The organism is Sphingosinicella sp. CPCC 101087 (assembly GCF_004151485.1).
Taxonomy (GTDB): Bacteria; Pseudomonadota; Alphaproteobacteria; order Sphingomonadales; family Sphingomonadaceae; genus Allosphingosinicella.
The window spans coordinates 47,447-65,113 of sequence record NZ_SBFF01000004.1; the positions used below are offsets into that span (position 1 = coordinate 47,447).

Consider the following 17,667-nt stretch of genomic DNA (forward strand, 5'->3'; position numbering starts at 1 on the left):
AGGAAACACATCCATGCGCATCGCCCAGATCGCCCCGCTCGCCGAAGCGGTGCCGCCGAAGCTCTACGGGGGGACCGAACGGGTCGTATGGTGGCTCACCGAGGCGCTGGTCGAGATGGGCCACGAGGTCACCCTTTTCGCGAGCGGCGACTCCGTCACGTCGGCGGATCTGGTCACCTGCTCGCCGGTCGGACTGCGGCTCTGCGGAGTGAACGACCACACTGCGTCAACCCTGGCCATGCTGGACAGGATATTCCGCGCAGCGGATCAGTTCGACATCATCCACTTCCACGTGGACCTGCTTCACTATCCGCTTTTCCGCGGGTTGGCCGGGAAGTGCCTGACGACGCTTCACGGCCGCCAGGACCTGCCCGACAATCTGCCTATCTTCGGTGCGTTTCCGGAAATGAAGCTGGTCTCCATTTCCGCCAACCAGCGCCTGCCCATCCCCCATGCGAATTTCGTCGGAACAGTCCATCACGGCCTTCCGCTTGACCTCATTCCCCAGTCCGACGGCGGCGACTATCTCGCGTTCATCGGGCGCATCTCACCGGAGAAGCGACCCGACCGGGCGATCGAGATAGCCCGTCGAGCCGGAATGAAGCTCAGGATCGCAGCGAAGATCGATCGAGTGGACGCGGCCTATTTCGCCGAGGTGATCGAGCCGCTCCTCGAAGATCCCCTCATCGAATTCATCGGCGAAGTGGGAGATGCGGACAAGGCCGAATTCCTCGGCGGCGCCCGCGCCTTGCTTTTTCCGATCGACTGGCCCGAGCCGTTCGGACTGGTAATGGTCGAGGCGATGGCGGCGGGAACGCCGGTCATCGCATGGCGGAACGGATCAACCACCGAAGTGGTCGAGCACGGGCGCAGCGGCTATCTGGTCGACAGCATCGAGGGGGCCGTGGCCGCCGTCCATGCCTCCGCGTCGCTGTCGCGCAGCGGGGTTCGAAAGGTCTTCGAGGAGCGGTTCACCGCCGCCCGCATGGCGGAGGATTATATGGAAATCTATCGTGGCCTCCAGTCCATGAAGGCGACACGCGCGTCGCCGCCGTTCGTGCTCGCAGCGGCCTGACCGTCATCGCCAGGATCACACCCGCCAAGCCCGAGGATCATCTTGCGCAGCTTCGAGTCCTTGAAGCCGACGCACGTCTCGCCGGCGTCCGTGCCTCCGGCGACCCGGACATCGGGAGCATCGCAGTCGCGAAGCCGGGCGATCACCACGTGGAAGCGACCAAGTCGCTGGTCGACCGAACGCTGCGGACGCTGAAGCATGGCGACCTTTTCGGGATCTTCGCCAAAGACGGCGATTGCCGAGGCGGAGAGGACGGTCCGGACGGCCTGTTCTTCAAGGATACGCGCTACCTCTCCAACCTCGAGCTGCGCATCGGTGGAAGCCCGCCGCTCCTGCTGAGCTCGGTCGTTCTCGATGACAATGCCGCACTGATCGTCGACCAGACCAATGCCGATCTCCATGACGCCGGAGGCGACCGATGGCTGGCGCGCGACAGTCTCTTCATCGGCCGGACGAAGTTCCTTCGTTCGACCACCGCCTACGAGCGGATCGTCGTCCGCCGGTTCGTTCCGTTGCCCCGGCCGGTACCGATCGAGATCATCTTCGCCGCCGACTTCGCCGACCTGTTCGAAGTCAGAGGTGAACCGCGCCCCCTCCGCGGCACGATGGAGGCAACGAAGATCGATGAGCGCAGCGTGCGCTTCGCCTATCGCGGGCTCGACGACGTTGCCCGCAGCACGACCCTTTATCTGGACCCCGCCCCGACCTTTCTGTCGGCCGAAATGGCCCGGTGGGAGGTGGACTTCGGCAACGCCGAGCGATGCACCATACTCATGAAGGCGGATTGCACGCTCGGCGAGGAGGGCGCGCCCGAACCGCCGCACCTGGTGACGGCGTACCGCCTGCTGCTCAAGGCAAACCGCAACCGCCCCGTTCGCCTGGACAGCGTGTCGACGTCGAACGAGCGCTTCAACGCCGTGCTCGACCGGTCGGCTTCGGATCTCCAGATGCTGCTGACCGACACCGCGACGGGCCTTTACCCCTATGCGGGCGTTCCCTGGTACAGCACGATCTTCGGACGTGACGGAATTATCACCGCGATGATGCTGCTCTGGATCGCGCCGGGCATCGCCAAAGGGGTCCTGCAGACGCTCGCATCAACTCAGGCCGCTTCGACCGACGAGGCCGCCGATGCGGAGCCCGGCAAGATCCTGCACGAGATGCGGAGCGGCGAGATGGCTCAGCTCGGGGAGGTGCCGTTCCTGCGCTACTATGGCACGATCGATGCCACACCCCTCTTCGTCATGCTGGCGGGTATGTATCTGCGCCAAACCGGGGATCTGGAAACGGTGCGCGCCATCTGGCCGAATATCGTCGCAGCGCTGGACTGGATCGACAGGCATGGCGATGGCGACGGCGACGGGTTCGTCGAATATCACCGGATGACCGAGCAGGGCCTGGCCAACCAGGGATGGAAGGACAGCTACGATTCGATTTTCCACGCCGACGGACGGTTGGCCGAAGGGCCCATCGCTTTGTGCGAGGTGCAGGCCTATGTCTTCGCGGCCAAGGTCGGCGCCGCCACCATGGCGCGCGCGATGGACGAACCGGAACATGCCTTGCGCCTCGAGCAGCAGGCGGAGGAACTGCGCCGCAAGTTTGAGGAGAGCTTCTGGGACGAGGCGCTGGGCAGCTACGTGCTGGCCCTGGACGGTGCGAAGCAGCCGTGCCGCGTTCTCGCTTCCAATGCCGGCCATGCCTTGTTCGGCGGCATCGCCGCCCCGGACCGCGCGGAGCGGGTGGCGAAGCTGCTGATGAGCCGCAGCTTCTACAATGGCTGGGGCATTCGCACGCTTGCCTCCGGCGAGGCGCGCTACAACCCGATGTCCTATCATAACGGCTCGGTCTGGCCGCACGACAATGCGCTGATCGCCATCGGCCTCGGCCGCTACGGGCACAAGGCAGCGGTCGCCCGGATATTCGAGGGCCTGACGAGCGCTGCCTTTTACGACGAGCTGCATCGTCTTCCCGAGCTCTTTTGCGGATTTTCGCGCCGGCCCAAGCGGGGCCCGACATCCTATCCCGTCGCCTGCTCTCCGCAAGCCTGGGCGGCGGCGGCGCCTTACGCGCTGGTGGCGGCGACGACCGGACTGCAGATCGATTTCGAGAGCGACCAGATCGCCGTGAGCGAGCCGATGCTGCCGGCCCTTCTCGACTCGCTTCATCTCAAGGACGTGGCCATGGCCGGCTTCACCGCCGACCTCCGCTTCACTCGGAAGGGCAACGGCGTCGCGACGAGCATCAAGCGGCGAGCCCGCCCGGCTGGGTTGGTTCGGGCACGCTAGAGCATCGAAAGCGAACTGGTCGAACCTGCCGCGGGTCCGACAGTTCGGCGATCGCTAGCGGCGGGCGTCCGCCGCTCGCCGCTGCTCCGAGTCCGCCATTCGCCGCATCGCCTCGTCCGCCCTGCCCGTGGCGCGCGCGTCAGCGGCCTCTACGGCGCGACTCTTCTCTTCGGCGTTCCTGAGTTCGATCCCGTTCGTGAAGCGCTCCACGGTGGCGGGCGACGGGTCCGGCTGCTCAGCCGGAGAGCAGGCGGCGAGCCCCAGTCCGCCGACGAGGACGATCTTCGAGGGCATCCTCATGAGGAAGTTGGCGCCGAGCCGCTCTTGAGGCGCCGGCCCGCCAAATTCTCGAGCATGTCGCCCCTCTGCGTCCAGGTGGCGGCACTATGCTCGAACTTGCGGCGGCCCTGCTCGGTATCGGTGCGGAGCGCTCGGGCAAGATCGCCTTCCGCCAGGAGCCGGCATCCGGCCACGGTGTTCTGCGTCTGCTTGTGCCCTGGCAGCGGCACCAGGCTAAGCTCGGACTTCGGCGGACCGGATCTCGGCCGAGCCGCTCCTCCCTCATTCTCCCACCGGTCTTCGGGCGAACGGCGAAGGGCGGGGGACGCGGTGGAGCCGGAACCCGGCAGGCGGACGCCCAGTCCGGGCGCCAGATCATGGATGGGAGGCTTTGTGGTCATGGGGTCGGCCTTTCCGGCAAGCAGGAGCGCTAGGCTCCCATCACGGGGGCGCTTGCGGAAACGAGCCGGGTGACCCTTTCCATATGGGGTGCCGGCGGGGATTTACGATGGGAGGGAGAGCGCAGTCCCCCCGACGCGGATGGGCGGTCCTCCCGGACAGCCCAGCACACCGTTTGCGGAGGAAGGATCGGGTCCGACAGGCCGCCCGAGGCGTTTTGTCTTGCAGGACTCGCCCGCAACGGTTGCGGGCCGGGGAAGAGGAGAGAAGTTCGAAATGGCTGAGAATCGTCGCAAGATCAGCACCGGCCCGAATGAGAGCCCGATCAACGAATCCATTGCGGGCACGGCGCCGGGCATCCCCGACGATGCACTGGCTCCCGGGGAGGAACTTCCCGAGCCGCCGAGTGACGAAGAAGTCGAACGGGCGAAAAAGGCGCTTGAGCGGAAGCGCGGCTGATCAGGCATAAAGAAGGCGCGCCGCGGCTCGCCCCATACCGACATGGTCGTGGGCGACGCCCGGGACCACTTCGAGCTCCCAGTTGAGCGCGTGTCCCAGGCGCTCCGCCTGCCGCCGCGCGACCTCGAAGAAGAACCGTCCGCGCGACAGGCGGTCGAGCCCCTGACTGTCGGCGAGCGGCGTGTGCAGGTGGATTCCGCCTCGCTCCGGATGATTGTCGAGCTCCCCGAGAAGGAGGGTGAGCTTGCGGGAGAAGGCGGCAGCGAGGGATGATTCGGTGAGGCCGGTGCCGGCGAGTCCGAACGGCTGCGGCACGCTGAAATCGGGCAGCGTGTAGAAGCCCGAATTGGCGGCGACGATCCGGTCGGCCCGCGAACTGGGCTGGAAGAGAGCGAAGCGATGGAGAATCTGGCCGCCGGCGGAATGGCCGAACAGATCGTAAAGCTGCCGGGATGAGCCCACCGCGCCGGCAAGGATGGCGAAGATCCGATCGAAGTCGTTGAACAGCCAGGTTTCGGGGCGGTCGTTGATGTCGAAACGGAAATCCTCGTCGCGCAGATGGATGTTCGTCGGCTGGCGACCGTCGGGACCGGTCGGCATGTTGCTGATCCGAAGGTTCTTGATGACGCCGCCCATATGGTAGGCCGCGAAATCATAGTCCGATTCCGAATAAGCCAAAGCGGCGACGAGGATGTTGTGCGCCTCGGCGGCCGCAATCCAGCTGTCCCGGTAATCGTCGCCGTTTCGCCCGGCGCCGGGGAGAACCAGCAATATCGGGGAATCGGGCGTAAGGGCGGCGGGCCGGTAATGATGGACGATGATGGCCTTGTCCTCACGTCCTCGCCCGCCCCGCACGCGAAAGGCGCCCGCGCCGGGGGCCAGGCTTTGCGGCTCGAACGGCAGGTCGTCCGGGTGCACGACGAGACGCATTCCGCAGGCCGGACAGGTTCCGGGGCCATCGAAGATCCGGCCGTCGGCGGCGCATCCGCAGGGCGGACAGACATATCGCGTCGAGGCGGGCGCCGCCAAGGCCCGGCCGCTTCCGGCGCAGGCGAAGACGGCGCCGCAGAGGCCGGCGTGGACGAAAGTCCGGCGGCTGATGCTCATGGTCTGTCTCCCGTGTAGCGGAATCGTTGCTGGTAATCGGTCGGGCACAGGCCGAAGCGCCGCTCGAACGCTCTTCGGAAGCCGTCGACGCTGCGAAACCCGTTGGCATGAGCGATCCGTTCCAACGCGCCGCCATGCTCGACAAGGGCCGCTCGCGCGGCATCGAGGCGGAGATTGCGGATGAACGTCGCCGGCGGGGTGCCGAACTCGCGCGAGAAGCGGCGGGTGAACTGGCGGACGCTGAGATTCGCACGTCCGGCCAGCGCCTCGACGGAAAGCCCCGCGCCGAGATTGCCCGCGGCCCAATGACACGCCTCGGCCAGGGCGCCGACGGCAGACGCCTGGAACTTCAGGGGATCGGAAAATTGAGCCTGCGAGCCGGTGCGCCTGAGGAAGACGACCAGCTGGCGCGCGGCTTCCATGGCGGCCCGAGCGCCGTGGTCGGCATGGATCAGGTCCAGCGCGAGATCGATCCCGGCAGTGACGCCCCCTGACGAATAGAAGCGCCCGTCCTTGAGGAAGAGGGACTCCGCGCTGATCGCGACATTGGGGTAGCGCCGCCTCAGGTCGGCGGCGTGCGCCCAATGGGTGGTCAGGCCACGCCCGTCGACCAGGCCCGATTGCGCGAGGACATAGGCCCCCGTGCAGACCGAGGCGATGCGTCCGAACCTCTGGTGATGCGCGCGGAGCCATTCGCCAAGCCGCGGTAGCGTGTCAGGATCGCGGACACCGGCACCGCCGGGAATGATGAGCAGGTCGGCGCCGTCGCATTCCGTCACATCGAGATCGACACCGAGCCGAAGGCCAGATTCGGCCCTGACCGCCTCCGTTCCGAGCGCGATGGTCGTAGGTCGGTAAAGCGACGCGCCATCCTCTCGGCGCACGGTCGAAAAAGCCTCGACCGGTCCTGCGACGTCGAGGGCGTTCACCCCTGGAAAGAGCAAGATGGCGATGGTCCTGATGCGGGTCATCTGCCTTACCTCCGGGCCGGAGCATAAAGGCATGCATCCATGACCTAAAGGACACGGAAACGACCGTTCAGGACATTGAACTCAACCGCCTTGCCAGCATCGAGACGATGCACAGCGGCTACCGCCCTCCCAATATGCCGCGTCGTTCGACTCGGTCGGATCGGCGCTGCCTCACAGGTTGGTGCTCGGTTGCCGGTTTCGGAAAGCCGCCTCTCCGGCGTCCGAGACTTCGACCCATTTCTCGTCGGGCGCCGCATCCGCCGCGTAGCTGTCGTGCCAGTTCCACCATTTGTAGGTCGGGGTCTGCGGATAGCCTTCGGGCGAGTCCTCCCAGACCTCCTGCCGGCCGAGCGGGGTGATATCGAGATAGTTCCAGGTGCCGCCCATCTGCTCGTCGCCCCTATTGTTGACGAAATAGGTGCGGAACACGCGGTCGCCGTCACGGTAGAATACGTTCGTGCCGTGCCATTCGCCCACGCCAAAGTCGGCGTCGAAGCGGTCGGTGAGCGTGAACCACGGAATTTTCCAGCCCATCCGCCTCTTGAGGCGCGCGATATCCTCCTGGGGCGCGCGTGAAACGAAGGCGAGACTGGTGTCGCGGGCATTCAGGTGCGCGACGTGAGCGACCTGATCGGCCACGATGGAGCAGCCGCGACAGGCATGGTCCGGCCAGCCGAACACGCCCGGCTCGAAGAAGGCGCGGTAGACGATGAGCTGGCGCCGCCCTTCGAAAAGGTCGAGCAGGCTGACCTTTCCCGCCGGACCTTCGAAGGCGTAGCCTGTGTCCACGGCCATCCACGGCATGCGCCGGCGCTCGGCGGCCAGAGCGTCGCGGGCGCGGGTCAGGGCCTTTTCCTTGACGAGCAACTGGGCGCGCGCCGCTTCCCATTCCTGAAGCGTCACCACCGGCGGCGTGCGCATCGCCGGCCGCTCGCCCATCCGCATGTTGTCCATTGATGTCGTCATAGCCTTGAATCCTCCTTGTCTGGACAAGATCCGGCGCCTCGAGGCCGAAGCGCGGGCTCGTCGCGGCTCATCCGTGTCGGCGACACGACCTTTGGCGCGGGAGATCGAAGGCCGAGAGTAACAAGTGTGGCGGGATTCGAATCGGACCGGGCGACCGCAGCCGCCCGCGGGTCCGGAGCCGGCGCGTCGCCACAGGCAGTGCGCTTGGGTGGATTGAGGTCGCTAGGCCACGGCCAAAGTCTCAACCTTGGATCGGGCGGCGCTCGACGATGGTGACCCCAACGGGACTCGAACCCGTGTTTTCGCCGTGAAAGGGCGACGTCCTAGACCGCTAGACGATGGGGCCGTGAAGCGAGGCCGCGACTTAAGGGCGAGGACCGGCGGGGTCAAGGATCACCAGCCGAACCCCCGGGTCCGGGTCGCCACCCGCGCGAGCATGTTGTCCGAGGCGAGAAACAGCGTACGGCCGTCCGCGTCACCGAACGTGCAATTGGCGACTGCCGTACCCGTGTCGATCCGTCCGAGCCGAGTGCCGTCCGGGGCGAAGACGATGACTCCGCCGGGGCCGGTGGCGAACAGATTGCCGTCGGCGTCGATCGCCATTCCGTCGGGAAGGCCGGGCCGCGCGTCGCCCACCTCCGCGGTCGCATCGGCGAAGATTCGGCGGCTCGCCGCATTACCCTGCGCGTCCAGCGTATAGGCGACCCAGATCGCCCGCTGCGGATCGGAATTGGCGACATAGAGGGTGTGCCCGTCGGGCGAAAGGAGAATACCGTTCGGGAAGGACAGGCTGTCGTCGATCAGCGTCACTCGGCCGTCGGGATCGAGGCGATAGACGCCGTTGTGCGGCTGCTCCTTCAGCGGCGACTGGTTCAGGCCTTCGAGACCGTAGGGCGGGTCGGTGAAGTAGACGGTGCCGTCTGCGGCGCGAACGAGGTCGTTGGGCGAGTTGAACCGCCGGCCCTGAAATCGCGTGGCGAGCATCCTTTTCTCGCGCGTCGCGAGATCAAGGCTGGCAATCGCCCTGTTGCCGTGATCGGCGAGCAGGATCGTGTCGCCCGGCCCGCGGATCAGGCCGTTGGCCCCGGGCTCGCGAAAGCCGCTCGTATCTCCGGCGAGGCCGGACGGCTCGAGGAAGATCGACACCCCATCTGCCGGAGACCAGCGGTGCATCCGGTTGCCGGGCACGTCGGTGAACAGCAGATAACCGCCAGCCTCCCCGATCCAGACCGGGCCCTCCGCCCAGATGAAACCTTCGGCGAGCTTCTCGATCGGCGCGTCGGGCGCGATCAGATCGTCGAGACGGGGCGACTCGCGGTGGACCGATCCGATCCGATCGGGCCCGGGCACGGCGCTCGCGCAGGACGCCAGCGTCATGGCCAGCATGAAGAGCATCGACCTCATCTTACCGTCTCCTCCCGAGTGACCGTCGCGAGGGCCGCAGCCGGGGCGTGCCCCTCGCCTTCCGCGGCGATCCGGAACGCACCGCGGGAACGTATGTCGGCGGACGACGAGCCCACCATCAGCTGAATCTCGCCGGGCTCGATCCGCCAGCGGCCGTCATCCCAGATCGCGAACTGTGCCGGCGTCAGGGTGAAGCTCACACGCTTTGCCTTGCCCGGCGCCAGCGCGATGCGGCGAAAGCCGCGCAGCTCCTGGACCGGCCGGGAAACGCTCGCGACGGGGTCGCGCGCGTAGAGCTGGACGACCTCGTCGCCCGCCACGCGTCCGGCGTTGCGTACCGTCACGCTTATCGTGACGCTCTCTCCCGGAGCGACGCTGGCGCGGTCGACGGCGAGCGAGCCATAGTCGAAACTTGTGTAGGAGAGGCCGTGTCCGAAGGGGAAGAGCGGCGTGACCGGCAGATCGTGGTACCGGACCGTATCGCGCGTGATGTCCGGATCGGCCGGGCGGCCGCTCGGCAGCCGGTTGTAGGTAAAGGGCAATGCGCCGCTGGCTCGGGGAAAGCTGACCGGCAGTCGCCCGCCGGGAGCGGCACGGCCGATCAGGACGTCCGCAATGGCGGGACCGGCCTCGACGCCGAGGAACCAGGTCTCGAGGATAGCCGGCGCCCGCGCCGCTAGCCGGTCGATGACCAGCGGCCGCCCGTTCATCAGCACGACCGCGACCGGCTTGCCGGTATCCAGCACCGCATCGGCCAGCGCCTGTTGCGCGCCGGGAAGCGACAGGTCGGAACGGCTGCGCGCCTCACCGCTCATGTCGAAATCCTCGCCCACGACGAGCAGGACGAGGTCGGCGCGGCGCGCCGCCTCTACCGCACGCGGGATGCCGGACCTGTCGTCGCTGTGCGGCGAGGCGCCGGGTTCATGGACCAGCTCGGCGCCCTCCGGCAGCCGCTCGCGAAGCGCCGCGAGCAGGGGCCGGACGTCCTCCTCGCGGCCGAGCGCCCGCCAGGAGCCGAGCTGCGAATCGGAATCGTCGGCGAGCGCCCCGATGACGGCGACGCGGCGCACCGTGCGGGCGATCGGCAGCACGCCGCCTTCATTCTTGAGCAGCACGATCGAGCGCAAGGCTGCCTCCCGCGCGGCGGCGCGATGTTCGGCGGACAGGGTCACGGCCGCCTCGCGAGCCGGATCAGCGCCGCGATAGGGATCATCGAACAAGCCGAGCCTTTCCTTGGCGGCGAGGACCCGGCGCACAGCGTGGTCGAGCAAGGGCAGCAGCGTCGGGTCTCGCTCGACCGCGGCGCGCAATTGCGTGAAGTAGAGCTCGCTGGACATGTCGATGTCGACGCCGGCAGCAAGCGCCAGCGCGGCCGCTTCTGCGCCATTGCCGGCGACCCCGTGGGGGATGAGCTCGGCAACGCCCATCCAGTCGCTGACGACGGGCCCCTGCCAGGTCCATTGGCCACGCAGGAGGCCGGTGAGCAACGGCCGGTTGGCATGCATCGGCAAGCCCGACACGGTATTGAAGGCAGCCATGAACGATCCCGCGCCGGCCGCGGCCGCTGCGTGGAAAGGCGGCAGATGGATTTCGTTCAACGTCCGCTCGCTGATTTCGGCACTGTCATAGTCGCGGCCACCGAGCGCCGCTCCATAAGCGGCGAAGTGCTTGGCGGTGGCCATGATAGTGCCCGGCATCGCCAGGTCGTCTCCCTGGTAGCCGCGCACCTGCGCGACGGCCATCGCGGAGCCGAGGTACGGATCCTCGCCCGAGCCCTCGACGATCCGGCCCCAGCGCGGATCGGGCGCTACGTCGACCATCGGCGAGAAGGTCCAGTGGACGCCGGCCGCCGAAGCCTCGACCGCGGCGACCCGGGCAGCGCGTTCGCTCACCGTCGGGTCGAAGGCCGCCGCCATGGCAAGCGGCACGGGGAAGATGGTGCGATAGCCGTGGATGATGTCGAGAGCGTAGAGCAGGGGAATGCCCAGCCGCGATTCCTCGACGGCGACACGCTGCAGCGCCCGTGTCGCATCGGCCCCGGCGACGTTGAGCAGCGAGCCGACCTGCCCGCGCCGGACGCGCTCGCGCAGCGCGTCGTCGATGCGCGAATTGACGGCTTTCTGCCGGCCGCCCGGAAGCTGGGTGAGCTGGCCGAGCTTTTCCTCGATCGTCATTCGCGCGAGGAGGCTTTCGATCCTGTGGGAGGCTGGGGGGTGCGGCTCCGCGGCAATCGAGGCCGCGGTGAGGCACAAGGCGATAGACAGCGCTGTCATCAGCTTGCCGACCATTCGTCCTCCCCTTCGCGATCCGACAGTCGAGAGATTCCGCCGCTCGGCGGCCGATCGATTCGCCCGCCCCTTGCGGAAGATCCGCCGGAGTTTCGTTTCGGTTCAGTATAATCACGCGCGAGACGCTGTCGACTGGCGGGAGAGTGGCCACGTCGACTGGCAAAAGATCGTCCGGATCACCGTCGAGGCAAGCAAGTCCGGAATGCGATCGGGAGCATTGCGGCCCTGTGTAGCTGGACCCCTCCGCCTTAGCCGGGAAACGGGGAGATCATCAGGGAAGCCACAATTCTAATCGGCCCAGGCGGCATCCTCCAGGTGGAGCTCGGCCGACGCGCGGCCGCCATATTCGTCGCGCTTCATCCGCCCTGCCAGCCACAGGCGGCGATGAGGCGGGGCGGCAAGCATGGCCTCCCCGAGTGCGCTTTCGGCCATTCGGAAGGCGATCGCCTTGACCCGCCGGCCGTCGTCGCCGGCGGCGACCAGCCGCAAGTGACCGTTGCCGACAATGTCGGCCTTCATGACGGCAAACGGACCCGCGGCGACGCGCGGCGCGGGCCATCCGGCACCATAGGGACCGCCGGCATCGAGCGCGTCGCACAGATCAGGGCAGACCCCGCCGGGCGCCAGGACCGCATCGAGGACCAAGGCGCGATCCTCGCGGCTGCGGGTCACGTCGGCGGCAAGGCGCTCCTCCAGAAAATCGGCGAGAGCCTCGATACCGCCTGCCGCGACCGTCAGGCCGGCCGCCATTGCATGGCCGCCGCCGGCAACGAGCAGTCCCCGATCCTTCGCCGCCAGCACGGCTGCGCCCAGATCGACCCCGCCGATCGAGCGCCCCGATCCCTTGCCGACTCCGTCGCCGTCGATCGCCACGACGATGGCCGGCTTGTGCCACTTCTCCTTCAGGCGGCTGGCGACGATGCCGATCACGCCGGGATGCCAGCCCGGAGCCGACACAAGCGTCACGGCGCGGTTAGCCTGTGCAGCGCCCAGGACCTCGGCGGCCTCGCACACCGCCAGCTCGATCGCCCGCCTTTCCTCGTTGAGCCGGTCGAGCTCCGCAGCGATCGACTCGGCCTGCACGGGATCGTCGGTCGTCAGCAGCCGAACGCCGAGATCGGACTTGCCGACCCGGCCGCCGGCATTGATCCGCGGCCCCAGCGCGAAGCCGAGGTCGGTCGCGGTCGGCGCCCGGCCGAGCCGCGCCGCGTCGGCCAGAGCGGCCAAGCCGGCATTGCCCCGTCGCGCCATCACCTTGAGACCCTGAGTAACGAATGCGCGATTGAGGCCCTTCAACTGCGCAACGTCGGCCACGGTGCCGAGCGCGACGAGGTCGAGCAGCTCGATGAGGCGCGGCTCCTCGCCCCCTCGGAAGAAGTTTCTGCCGCGAAGGGTGCGCAGCAGCGCGGCCCCGAGCAGGAAAGCCACGCCGACCGCGGCGAGATGGCCGTGCGCCGCCGCTTGCTCATCCTCGTCGAGGCGGTTCGGGTTGACGATGGCCAGGCCGGAGGGGAGGCGGCTCGAACATTTATGGTGGTCGACGACGATGACGTCGACGCCGGCGGCGCGCGCCATGTCGAGCGCTTCGAACGCTTGCGCGCCGCAATCGACCGTGACGATGAGTCGGGCGCCGCCGGCCGCGATCCGGACCAGAGCCTCGCCGGAGGGACCGTAGCCCTCCATCAACCGGTCCGGGATATAGGCCTGCGGAGCGCAGCCCAAGCCGCGCAGGAGCCGGATGAGCAGGGCGGCAGAGGTCGCACCGTCGACGTCATAATCGCCGAAGATCGTGACCGGCTCGCGCGCCTCCACGGCATCGGCAAGGCGCTCCGCCGCCTTGTCCATGTCGCGAAACAACGACGGGTCGGGCATGAAGGCGCGGAGGGTCGGCTGACGGTGCCGCTCCAGCTCGTCGCGCGAGACGCCGCGGCCGAGGAGCAGCTGGTCCACCAGGTCGTCGGGGGAGAATCCGAAATCGCCGTCCGCGGGCGCGGCCCGCCAGCGCCAGGGCTGGCCGAGGATCGAGCGCGACACGCCGCAGACGAAGGAGGGGCTCATCAGCATCGCGCCCACCCTAGGCGATAGGTGCGGCCGCGTGAATCCCCGACAGATCGGCGTTAACCAGCAGGCTTCGTTCTTCCTTCATCATCCTGCGTCAGAGGAAGGCTGCGGCACTTTGCCTCGGGAGATCCCCCATGCGACGGCTTGCCTCCTCGTTCCTTGCGACCCTCATTCTCGCGGCCGGGCCGCTGGCCGCCCAGCCGGCGCCGGAGCCCGCCCGGACCATCGCCTTCGAGCTTCGCGAAGGCGGCCGGCTGGTGGCGGCGCCGAGCATCACCGTCCAGATGGGTCGGCCTGCGGCGGTATCCGTGGGAGAATATTCGCTGCGGCTGCGGGTGACTCGCGCCACCGCAGGGCAAGGGCCCTACCTCGTGCGTTCGAGCCTTTACCGCTCCGACAGCGGCTGGACACTGGTCGCTACGCCTGCGGTCACCGTGCCGGAGGGCGAGCAGGCCCATCTGCGCTTTGCCGGAACCGACGGCAGCGACCTGTCGCTCGCAGTGCGGGTGCGCTGAACCCCGCTCAGTCGTGCAGGCCAGGCTCCCGGCGATGTTCGCCGCGCACCCAACGGACGGTGCCCGTCGCGGCGCGCATCACCACGCTTTCCGTCGTGATGGTGTTCTTCCTTCGCTTGACGCCTTCCAGCAGGGTGCCGTCGGTGACCCCCGTGGCGGCAAAGATGACGTCGCCCTGCGCGAGCTCCTCGAGCCGATAGATGCGGCCCAGGTCCGTCACGCCCCATTTCGCGGCCCGGGCGCGCTCGTCATCGTTGCGGAAGACGAGTCGGCCCTGGAACTGGCCGCCGACGCAGCGCAGGGCCGCCGCCGCCAGCACCCCCTCGGGCGCTCCGCCCTGCCCCATATAGACGTCGATCGTCGTGTCCGGATCGGTGACCGCGATCACGCCGGCGACATCGCCGTCGGGGATGAGATTGATGCCGCAGCCAAGGGCGCGCAGCTCCGAGATCAAGGCGGCGTGGCGCGGCCGATCGAGAACGCAGACGATGATCTCGGCGGGATCGACGCCCTTCGCCCGGGCGATCGCGCGAATATTGTCGGAGGGCGATCGATCCAGGTCGATGACATCCTCGGGATAGCCGGGGCCGATGGCGAGCTTCTCCATATAGACGTCGGGGGCATTCAACAGGCAGCCCTGCTCGGCGATGGCGAGAACCGCCATCGCATTGGCGCCGGCCTTGGCGGTGATCGTCGTGCCTTCGAGCGGATCGAGGGCGATGTCGATGCAGGGCGCGTCGGCCTGGCCACAGCGGGCGCCGACCTTCTCACCGATATAGAGCATCGGAGCCTCGTCCCGCTCGCCTTCGCCGATGACGATGGTGCCGTCGAGGTCGAGCTCATTCAGCGCGCTGCGCATCGCCTCGACGGCCGCCTGGTCGGCCGCCCGCTCGTCGCCGCGCCCGACCAGCTTGGATGCCGCGACCGCCGCGGCTTCCGTTACCCGCACCATTTCCAGCACGAGCAGTCGATCGAGGACGTGGCTTCCCTTCATCATGATTTCTGGCATCCTTTGCTTGGGCCGGTTACCGGGAGCGGATAAGCGAGCCGCATGACAAAGTCGAGAATGACGCCCTGGCTTGCTCTGCTCGTCCTCGCCTCTCCGGCAGGCGCGCAACCGGTCGACGTCGACGGTCTCGTCGCGGCCCAGCGGGAGACGCTCCGATCGGCTATGCGGCTCGATTGTCCCCCGGCCGGAGCGGACGAAGAGATTGTCGTGTGCGGTTCGCGTGACCCGGGCCGCGAACACCGGCTCCCGCTCCCCGTCGCACGCGAGCCACGCGCCGGCGACCGCGCCGCCGGAGAGCAGCGCGCCGCGCTCGACATCGACTCCAGCCGCTGCACGCCCGTGGGGCGGGCTCAGCAATGCAGTGGCGGGCTCGACGTCATCGGCATCGCCTTCACGATGGCCCGCGCCCTGGGACAGGCTCTCGCCGACGAGGATTAGCTCGCCGGCACCGGCGCCTTGGGGGGAAGCTCGAACAGATTCGCGAAGGCGGCCGCCACTTCGCGATCGCCGTCGACGGCCAGCGCTCCGTCCGCTTCGAGCGCTTCGAGAGGCACATCCCCGTAGACGAAGGCGGCGATCGCCGAAGCGGGACCGGTAAGGACCAGGTCCGAACCCTCCGGATCGCCGCGTGCGGTGTGGACCATTCCGCCGGCCACATCGGCAACGAACGTCTCGGCGCCGATGCGAAAGCCGACCCGCGCCGTCATCCCCTCGGCTTTGCCGGAATCGAACATGGTGCGGAAAGACAGCATCAGCGACGTCCCACTAAGCGGCAGTGTCGGATCGTGGGCGGGTGAGCGTGCCGCCCATTTTCCAAGCGCCTTGATGATCGGTTCGGCCTCATAGCCCCACTCGGTAAGTTCGTAGACTTGGGCGGAGGCAGGCGGAGGAAGCCGGCGACGGACGACGAGCCCGGAGGCCTCCAGCCCCTCGAGCCGCTGAGTGAGCACGTTTGCGCTCAAACCAGGCAGGTCGCTTCGAATGTCACCGAACCTCTTCGGACCAAGCATAAGCTCCCGCATCACCAGCAGGGCCCAGCGCTCGCCGACCAAATCGAGCGCATGGGCGGTCCCGCATGCGTCATCATACCGCCGGCGGGATGCAGGTCGAGGCGACTCAGTTATTTTTTGTAACTCCATAGTTGCATTTTATAACCGAACAGCGCATCAACGTCAAACCCCGATTCGCAAGGAGGACGAGATGTCCAAGATGATTTTCGTGAACCTGCCCGTTGCCGACCTCCCCGCCGCCAAGGCCTTCTACGAGGCAATCGGCGCGACGAACGAGCCGCGCTTCACCGACGAGACGGCGGCCTGCATGGTCTTTTCCGACACCATTTTCGTGATGCTTCTGACCCACGAGAAGTTCGCCCAGTTCACGCCCAAGACGATCGTCGACGCCCACCACAGCAGCGAAGTCCTGATCGCCATCTCCGCCGACAGCCGCGAAGGCGTGGACGAGATCACCGACAAGGCGCTCTCCGCCGGCGGCCGAGAGCCGCGCGACCGGCAAGATTATGGCTTCATGTACAGCCGCAGCTTCGAGGATCTCGACGGTCACATCTGGGAGCCGATGTGGATGGACGTCGAGGCGGCGATGGCCGAGGCGCCCCAGCCATCCGAGCCGGTCCAGGCCTGAGAACGAGCGGCAGGGAGAGAATCATGCCCGTCGATCCGAATGCGCCGGTGCGCATCAGCGCCTACAACTGGGTCCCGCCCTTCGCCCGCGGCCTCGTCCGCGACCTGCGCGTCCGCTGGGCGCTCGAGGAAGCCGGAATCCCCTATGCGGTCCGCAAGCTCGACGCGAGGGCCGAGCGACCGTCCGACTATTTCGCCGAGCAGCCGTTCGGCCAGGTGCCGAGCTATCGCGACGAGTCGATCAGCTTGTTCGAGTCGGGCGCCATCGTCATCCATATCGGCGAGACGTGCGACACCCTGCTGCCGTCCGATGCAAAGGGACGCGGCCGTGCCATTTCCTGGGCCATCGCCGCGCTCAACAGCATCGAACCGTCGGTGATGAACCTGGCGACCATCGACTTCTTCAATCCTGACGCAGCCTGGGCGCGTGAGAGCCGTCCCCGAGTGGCCGCAATGGTCGAAAGCCGCCTCGATCGGCTGGTCGACCATCTCGAAGACCGGGAGTGGCTGGAAGGCCGGTTCACGGCCGGCGACCTGTTGATGGTCACGGTCCTGCGTGCCCTCAAGCATACCGATCTGGTCGAGGCACGGCCGACGCTCGCCGCATACAAGAAGCGGGGCGAGGAGCGACCGGCCTTCGAGCGCGCGCTCGCCGCCCAACTCGCGGATTTCGAGGAAGGCGAAGCCGCGGCAGCGGCGTGACCGGCCCCAGCCTCTTTCAAGGAGACCTTCGATGAACACGGCCGCACTGGACTATCGGACAGGGACGGACGGGGCACGACCCTCGGTCGGCGGGGTTCGCGCAGGTTGGGCCTTGAGCGGGATCGTCATCCTGTTCCTCGCTCTCGACGGCGCGATGAAGCTGACGCAGCTTCCGATCGTCGCCGAGACGAGCGCGCAGCTTGGCTGGCCCAGCGACTCGCCTACCCTCTATCTGCTCGCTGGGCTGCTGCTCGGATCGACCCTGCTCTACGCGATTCCGCGAACGGCGATCCTCGGGGCCATCCTGCTGACCGCCTATCTCGGCGGTGCGGTCTCCACGCACGTCAGGATCGGCAATCCTCTCTTCAGCCACATTTTGTTCGGGGTGTATCTTGGCATCTTCGTCTGGGGCGGCCTGTGGCTCCGCGACGCCAAGGTGCGGGCCCTGTTGCCGCTGCGTGGATGAAGGCGGCCGAACCAGTCGATCGAAACAGGGAAGCCAAGGAAAGG

At 67.5% G+C, this 17,667-nt stretch carries 18 protein-coding genes and 1 tRNA gene; 8 read left to right on the forward strand and 11 right to left on the reverse strand.

Going from position 1 to position 17,667, the window contains the following annotated elements:
• Window positions 1-13 precede the first annotated feature (13 nt).
• Together EKM57_RS07460 and EKM57_RS07465 are read left to right on the forward strand one after the other, a co-directional pair.
• The gene (locus tag EKM57_RS07460) at window positions 14-1,075 is read left to right on the forward strand and encodes a glycosyltransferase family 4 protein (RefSeq protein WP_129791876.1); all 1,062 of its coding nucleotides are present in this window, start codon (window positions 14-16) and stop codon (window positions 1,073-1,075) included.
• A gap of 149 nt (window positions 1,076-1,224) precedes the next feature.
• A complete protein-coding gene (locus EKM57_RS07465) occupies window positions 1,225-3,360 on the forward strand; it encodes an amylo-alpha-1,6-glucosidase (protein WP_165357248.1) in 2,136 nt (711 codons plus the stop codon).
• A 54-nt stretch (window positions 3,361-3,414) separates the two neighbouring features.
• Here the strand turns inward: EKM57_RS07465 and EKM57_RS07470 are convergent, their stop codons facing one another.
• Window positions 3,415-3,660 carry a hypothetical protein gene (locus tag EKM57_RS07470; protein WP_129791878.1) on the reverse strand — a complete coding sequence of 82 codons (246 nt, stop codon included), beginning with the start codon at window positions 3,658-3,660 and terminating at the stop codon, window positions 3,415-3,417.
• Window positions 3,657-4,040 carry a hypothetical protein gene (locus tag EKM57_RS07475; protein ID WP_129791879.1) on the reverse strand — a complete coding sequence of 128 codons (384 nt, stop codon included), beginning with the start codon at window positions 4,038-4,040 and terminating at the stop codon, window positions 3,657-3,659. Before EKM57_RS07475 ends, EKM57_RS07470 begins: the two co-directional genes overlap by 4 nt.
• 274 nt (window positions 4,041-4,314) lie before the next feature.
• Between EKM57_RS07475 and EKM57_RS07480 the strand changes: the two genes are divergently transcribed.
• A complete protein-coding gene (locus tag EKM57_RS07480; protein WP_129791880.1) occupies window positions 4,315-4,497 on the forward strand; it encodes a hypothetical protein in 183 nt (60 codons plus the stop codon).
• Here EKM57_RS07480 and EKM57_RS07485 read toward each other — a convergent pair whose 3' ends face one another.
• The 7 genes from EKM57_RS07485 to recJ form a co-directional block, all read right to left on the reverse strand.
• The gene (locus EKM57_RS07485) at window positions 4,498-5,604 is read right to left on the reverse strand and encodes a heavy metal-binding domain-containing protein (RefSeq protein WP_129791881.1); all 1,107 of its coding nucleotides are present in this window, start codon (window positions 5,602-5,604) and stop codon (window positions 4,498-4,500) included.
• Window positions 5,601-6,575 (reverse strand): GlxA family transcriptional regulator, encoded by a 975-nt coding sequence (locus EKM57_RS07490; RefSeq protein ID WP_129791882.1) that lies wholly within the window; start codon window positions 6,573-6,575, stop codon window positions 5,601-5,603. The genes EKM57_RS07485 and EKM57_RS07490 overlap by 4 nt, the downstream gene beginning before the upstream one ends.
• 171 nt (window positions 6,576-6,746) lie before the next feature.
• A complete protein-coding gene (locus tag EKM57_RS07495) occupies window positions 6,747-7,541 on the reverse strand; it encodes a DUF899 domain-containing protein (protein ID WP_165357250.1) in 795 nt (264 codons plus the stop codon).
• Between the two features lie 270 nt (window positions 7,542-7,811).
• Window positions 7,812-7,887, reverse strand: a tRNA-Glu gene (locus EKM57_RS07500).
• A 47-nt stretch (window positions 7,888-7,934) separates the two neighbouring features.
• Entirely contained in the window at window positions 7,935-8,945 is a 1,011-nt protein-coding gene (locus EKM57_RS07505; protein WP_243450937.1) for an SMP-30/gluconolactonase/LRE family protein, read from the reverse strand.
• The gene (locus EKM57_RS07510) at window positions 8,942-11,233 is read right to left on the reverse strand and encodes a glycoside hydrolase family 3 N-terminal domain-containing protein (RefSeq protein WP_129791883.1); all 2,292 of its coding nucleotides are present in this window, start codon (window positions 11,231-11,233) and stop codon (window positions 8,942-8,944) included. The genes EKM57_RS07505 and EKM57_RS07510 overlap by 4 nt, the downstream gene beginning before the upstream one ends.
• Window positions 11,234-11,521: 288 nt before the next feature.
• Entirely contained in the window at window positions 11,522-13,291 is a 1,770-nt protein-coding gene (gene recJ, locus EKM57_RS07515; RefSeq protein WP_129792109.1) for a single-stranded-DNA-specific exonuclease RecJ, read from the reverse strand.
• A 137-nt stretch (window positions 13,292-13,428) separates the two neighbouring features.
• Between recJ and EKM57_RS07520 the strand changes: the two genes are divergently transcribed.
• Window positions 13,429-13,809, forward strand: coding sequence for a hypothetical protein (locus EKM57_RS07520; protein ID WP_129791884.1), 381 nt, complete (start codon window positions 13,429-13,431; stop codon window positions 13,807-13,809).
• 7 nt (window positions 13,810-13,816) lie between these two features.
• Here the strand turns inward: EKM57_RS07520 and glpX are convergent, their stop codons facing one another.
• The gene (gene glpX, locus EKM57_RS07525; RefSeq protein WP_129791885.1) at window positions 13,817-14,806 is read right to left on the reverse strand and encodes a class II fructose-bisphosphatase; all 990 of its coding nucleotides are present in this window, start codon (window positions 14,804-14,806) and stop codon (window positions 13,817-13,819) included.
• A 69-nt stretch (window positions 14,807-14,875) separates the two neighbouring features.
• Here glpX and EKM57_RS07530 point away from each other — a divergent pair, with 69 nt between their 5' ends.
• Window positions 14,876-15,256 carry a hypothetical protein gene (locus tag EKM57_RS07530; RefSeq protein ID WP_206185339.1) on the forward strand — a complete coding sequence of 127 codons (381 nt, stop codon included), beginning with the start codon at window positions 14,876-14,878 and terminating at the stop codon, window positions 15,254-15,256.
• On the opposite strand, the gene EKM57_RS07535 is transcribed toward EKM57_RS07530, so the two are convergent.
• Entirely contained in the window at window positions 15,253-15,870 is a 618-nt protein-coding gene (locus EKM57_RS07535; RefSeq protein WP_371414127.1) for a winged helix-turn-helix transcriptional regulator, read from the reverse strand. The genes EKM57_RS07530 and EKM57_RS07535 overlap by 4 nt on opposite strands.
• A gap of 148 nt (window positions 15,871-16,018) precedes the next feature.
• On the opposite strand from EKM57_RS07535, the gene EKM57_RS07540 reads away from it, so the two are divergent.
• The 3 genes from EKM57_RS07540 to EKM57_RS07550 are packed head-to-tail and all read left to right on the forward strand — an operon-like array spanning window position 16,019 to window position 17,623.
• Window positions 16,019-16,456 (forward strand): VOC family protein, encoded by a 438-nt coding sequence (locus tag EKM57_RS07540; RefSeq protein WP_129791888.1) that lies wholly within the window; start codon window positions 16,019-16,021, stop codon window positions 16,454-16,456.
• 23 nt (window positions 16,457-16,479) lie between these two features.
• Complete coding sequence (locus EKM57_RS07545; RefSeq protein WP_129791889.1) at window positions 16,480-17,157, forward strand: glutathione S-transferase family protein; 678 nt, start codon at window positions 16,480-16,482, stop codon at window positions 17,155-17,157.
• 31 nt (window positions 17,158-17,188) lie between these two features.
• Window positions 17,189-17,623: a DoxX family protein gene (locus EKM57_RS07550; RefSeq protein ID WP_129791890.1), complete on the forward strand. Its 435-nt coding sequence runs from the start codon at window positions 17,189-17,191 to the stop codon at window positions 17,621-17,623.
• Window positions 17,624-17,667 lie beyond the last annotated feature (44 nt).

Excerpts from the sequence above, each read along its gene's own strand:
- EKM57_RS07520 (WP_129791884.1), top strand. The coding sequence starts at position 13,429 with ATGCGACGGCTTGCCTCCTCGTTCCTTGCGACCCTCATTCTCGCGGCC.
- EKM57_RS07510 (WP_129791883.1), bottom strand. The coding sequence starts at position 11,233 with ATGGTCGGCAAGCTGATGACAGCGCTGTCTATCGCCTTGTGCCTCACC.
- EKM57_RS07505 (WP_243450937.1), bottom strand. The coding sequence starts at position 8,945 with ATGAGGTCGATGCTCTTCATGCTGGCCATGACGCTGGCGTCCTGCGCG.
- EKM57_RS07530 (WP_206185339.1), top strand. The coding sequence starts at position 14,876 with ATGACGCCCTGGCTTGCTCTGCTCGTCCTCGCCTCTCCGGCAGGCGCG.
- EKM57_RS07490 (WP_129791882.1), bottom strand. The coding sequence starts at position 6,575 with ATGACCCGCATCAGGACCATCGCCATCTTGCTCTTTCCAGGGGTGAAC.
- EKM57_RS07545 (WP_129791889.1), top strand. The coding sequence starts at position 16,480 with ATGCCCGTCGATCCGAATGCGCCGGTGCGCATCAGCGCCTACAACTGG.
- EKM57_RS07470 (WP_129791878.1), bottom strand. The coding sequence starts at position 3,660 with ATGAGGATGCCCTCGAAGATCGTCCTCGTCGGCGGACTGGGGCTCGCC.
- glpX (WP_129791885.1), bottom strand. The coding sequence starts at position 14,806 with ATGATGAAGGGAAGCCACGTCCTCGATCGACTGCTCGTGCTGGAAATG.
- EKM57_RS07540 (WP_129791888.1), top strand. The coding sequence starts at position 16,019 with ATGTCCAAGATGATTTTCGTGAACCTGCCCGTTGCCGACCTCCCCGCC.
- EKM57_RS07480 (WP_129791880.1), top strand. The coding sequence starts at position 4,315 with ATGGCTGAGAATCGTCGCAAGATCAGCACCGGCCCGAATGAGAGCCCG.
- EKM57_RS07475 (WP_129791879.1), bottom strand. The coding sequence starts at position 4,040 with ATGACCACAAAGCCTCCCATCCATGATCTGGCGCCCGGACTGGGCGTC.
- EKM57_RS07495 (WP_165357250.1), bottom strand. The coding sequence starts at position 7,541 with ATGACGACATCAATGGACAACATGCGGATGGGCGAGCGGCCGGCGATG.
- recJ (WP_129792109.1), bottom strand. The coding sequence starts at position 13,291 with ATGAGCCCCTCCTTCGTCTGCGGCGTGTCGCGCTCGATCCTCGGCCAG.
- EKM57_RS07485 (WP_129791881.1), bottom strand. The coding sequence starts at position 5,604 with ATGAGCATCAGCCGCCGGACTTTCGTCCACGCCGGCCTCTGCGGCGCC.
- EKM57_RS07550 (WP_129791890.1), top strand. The coding sequence starts at position 17,189 with ATGAACACGGCCGCACTGGACTATCGGACAGGGACGGACGGGGCACGA.
- EKM57_RS07460 (WP_129791876.1), top strand. The coding sequence starts at position 14 with ATGCGCATCGCCCAGATCGCCCCGCTCGCCGAAGCGGTGCCGCCGAAG.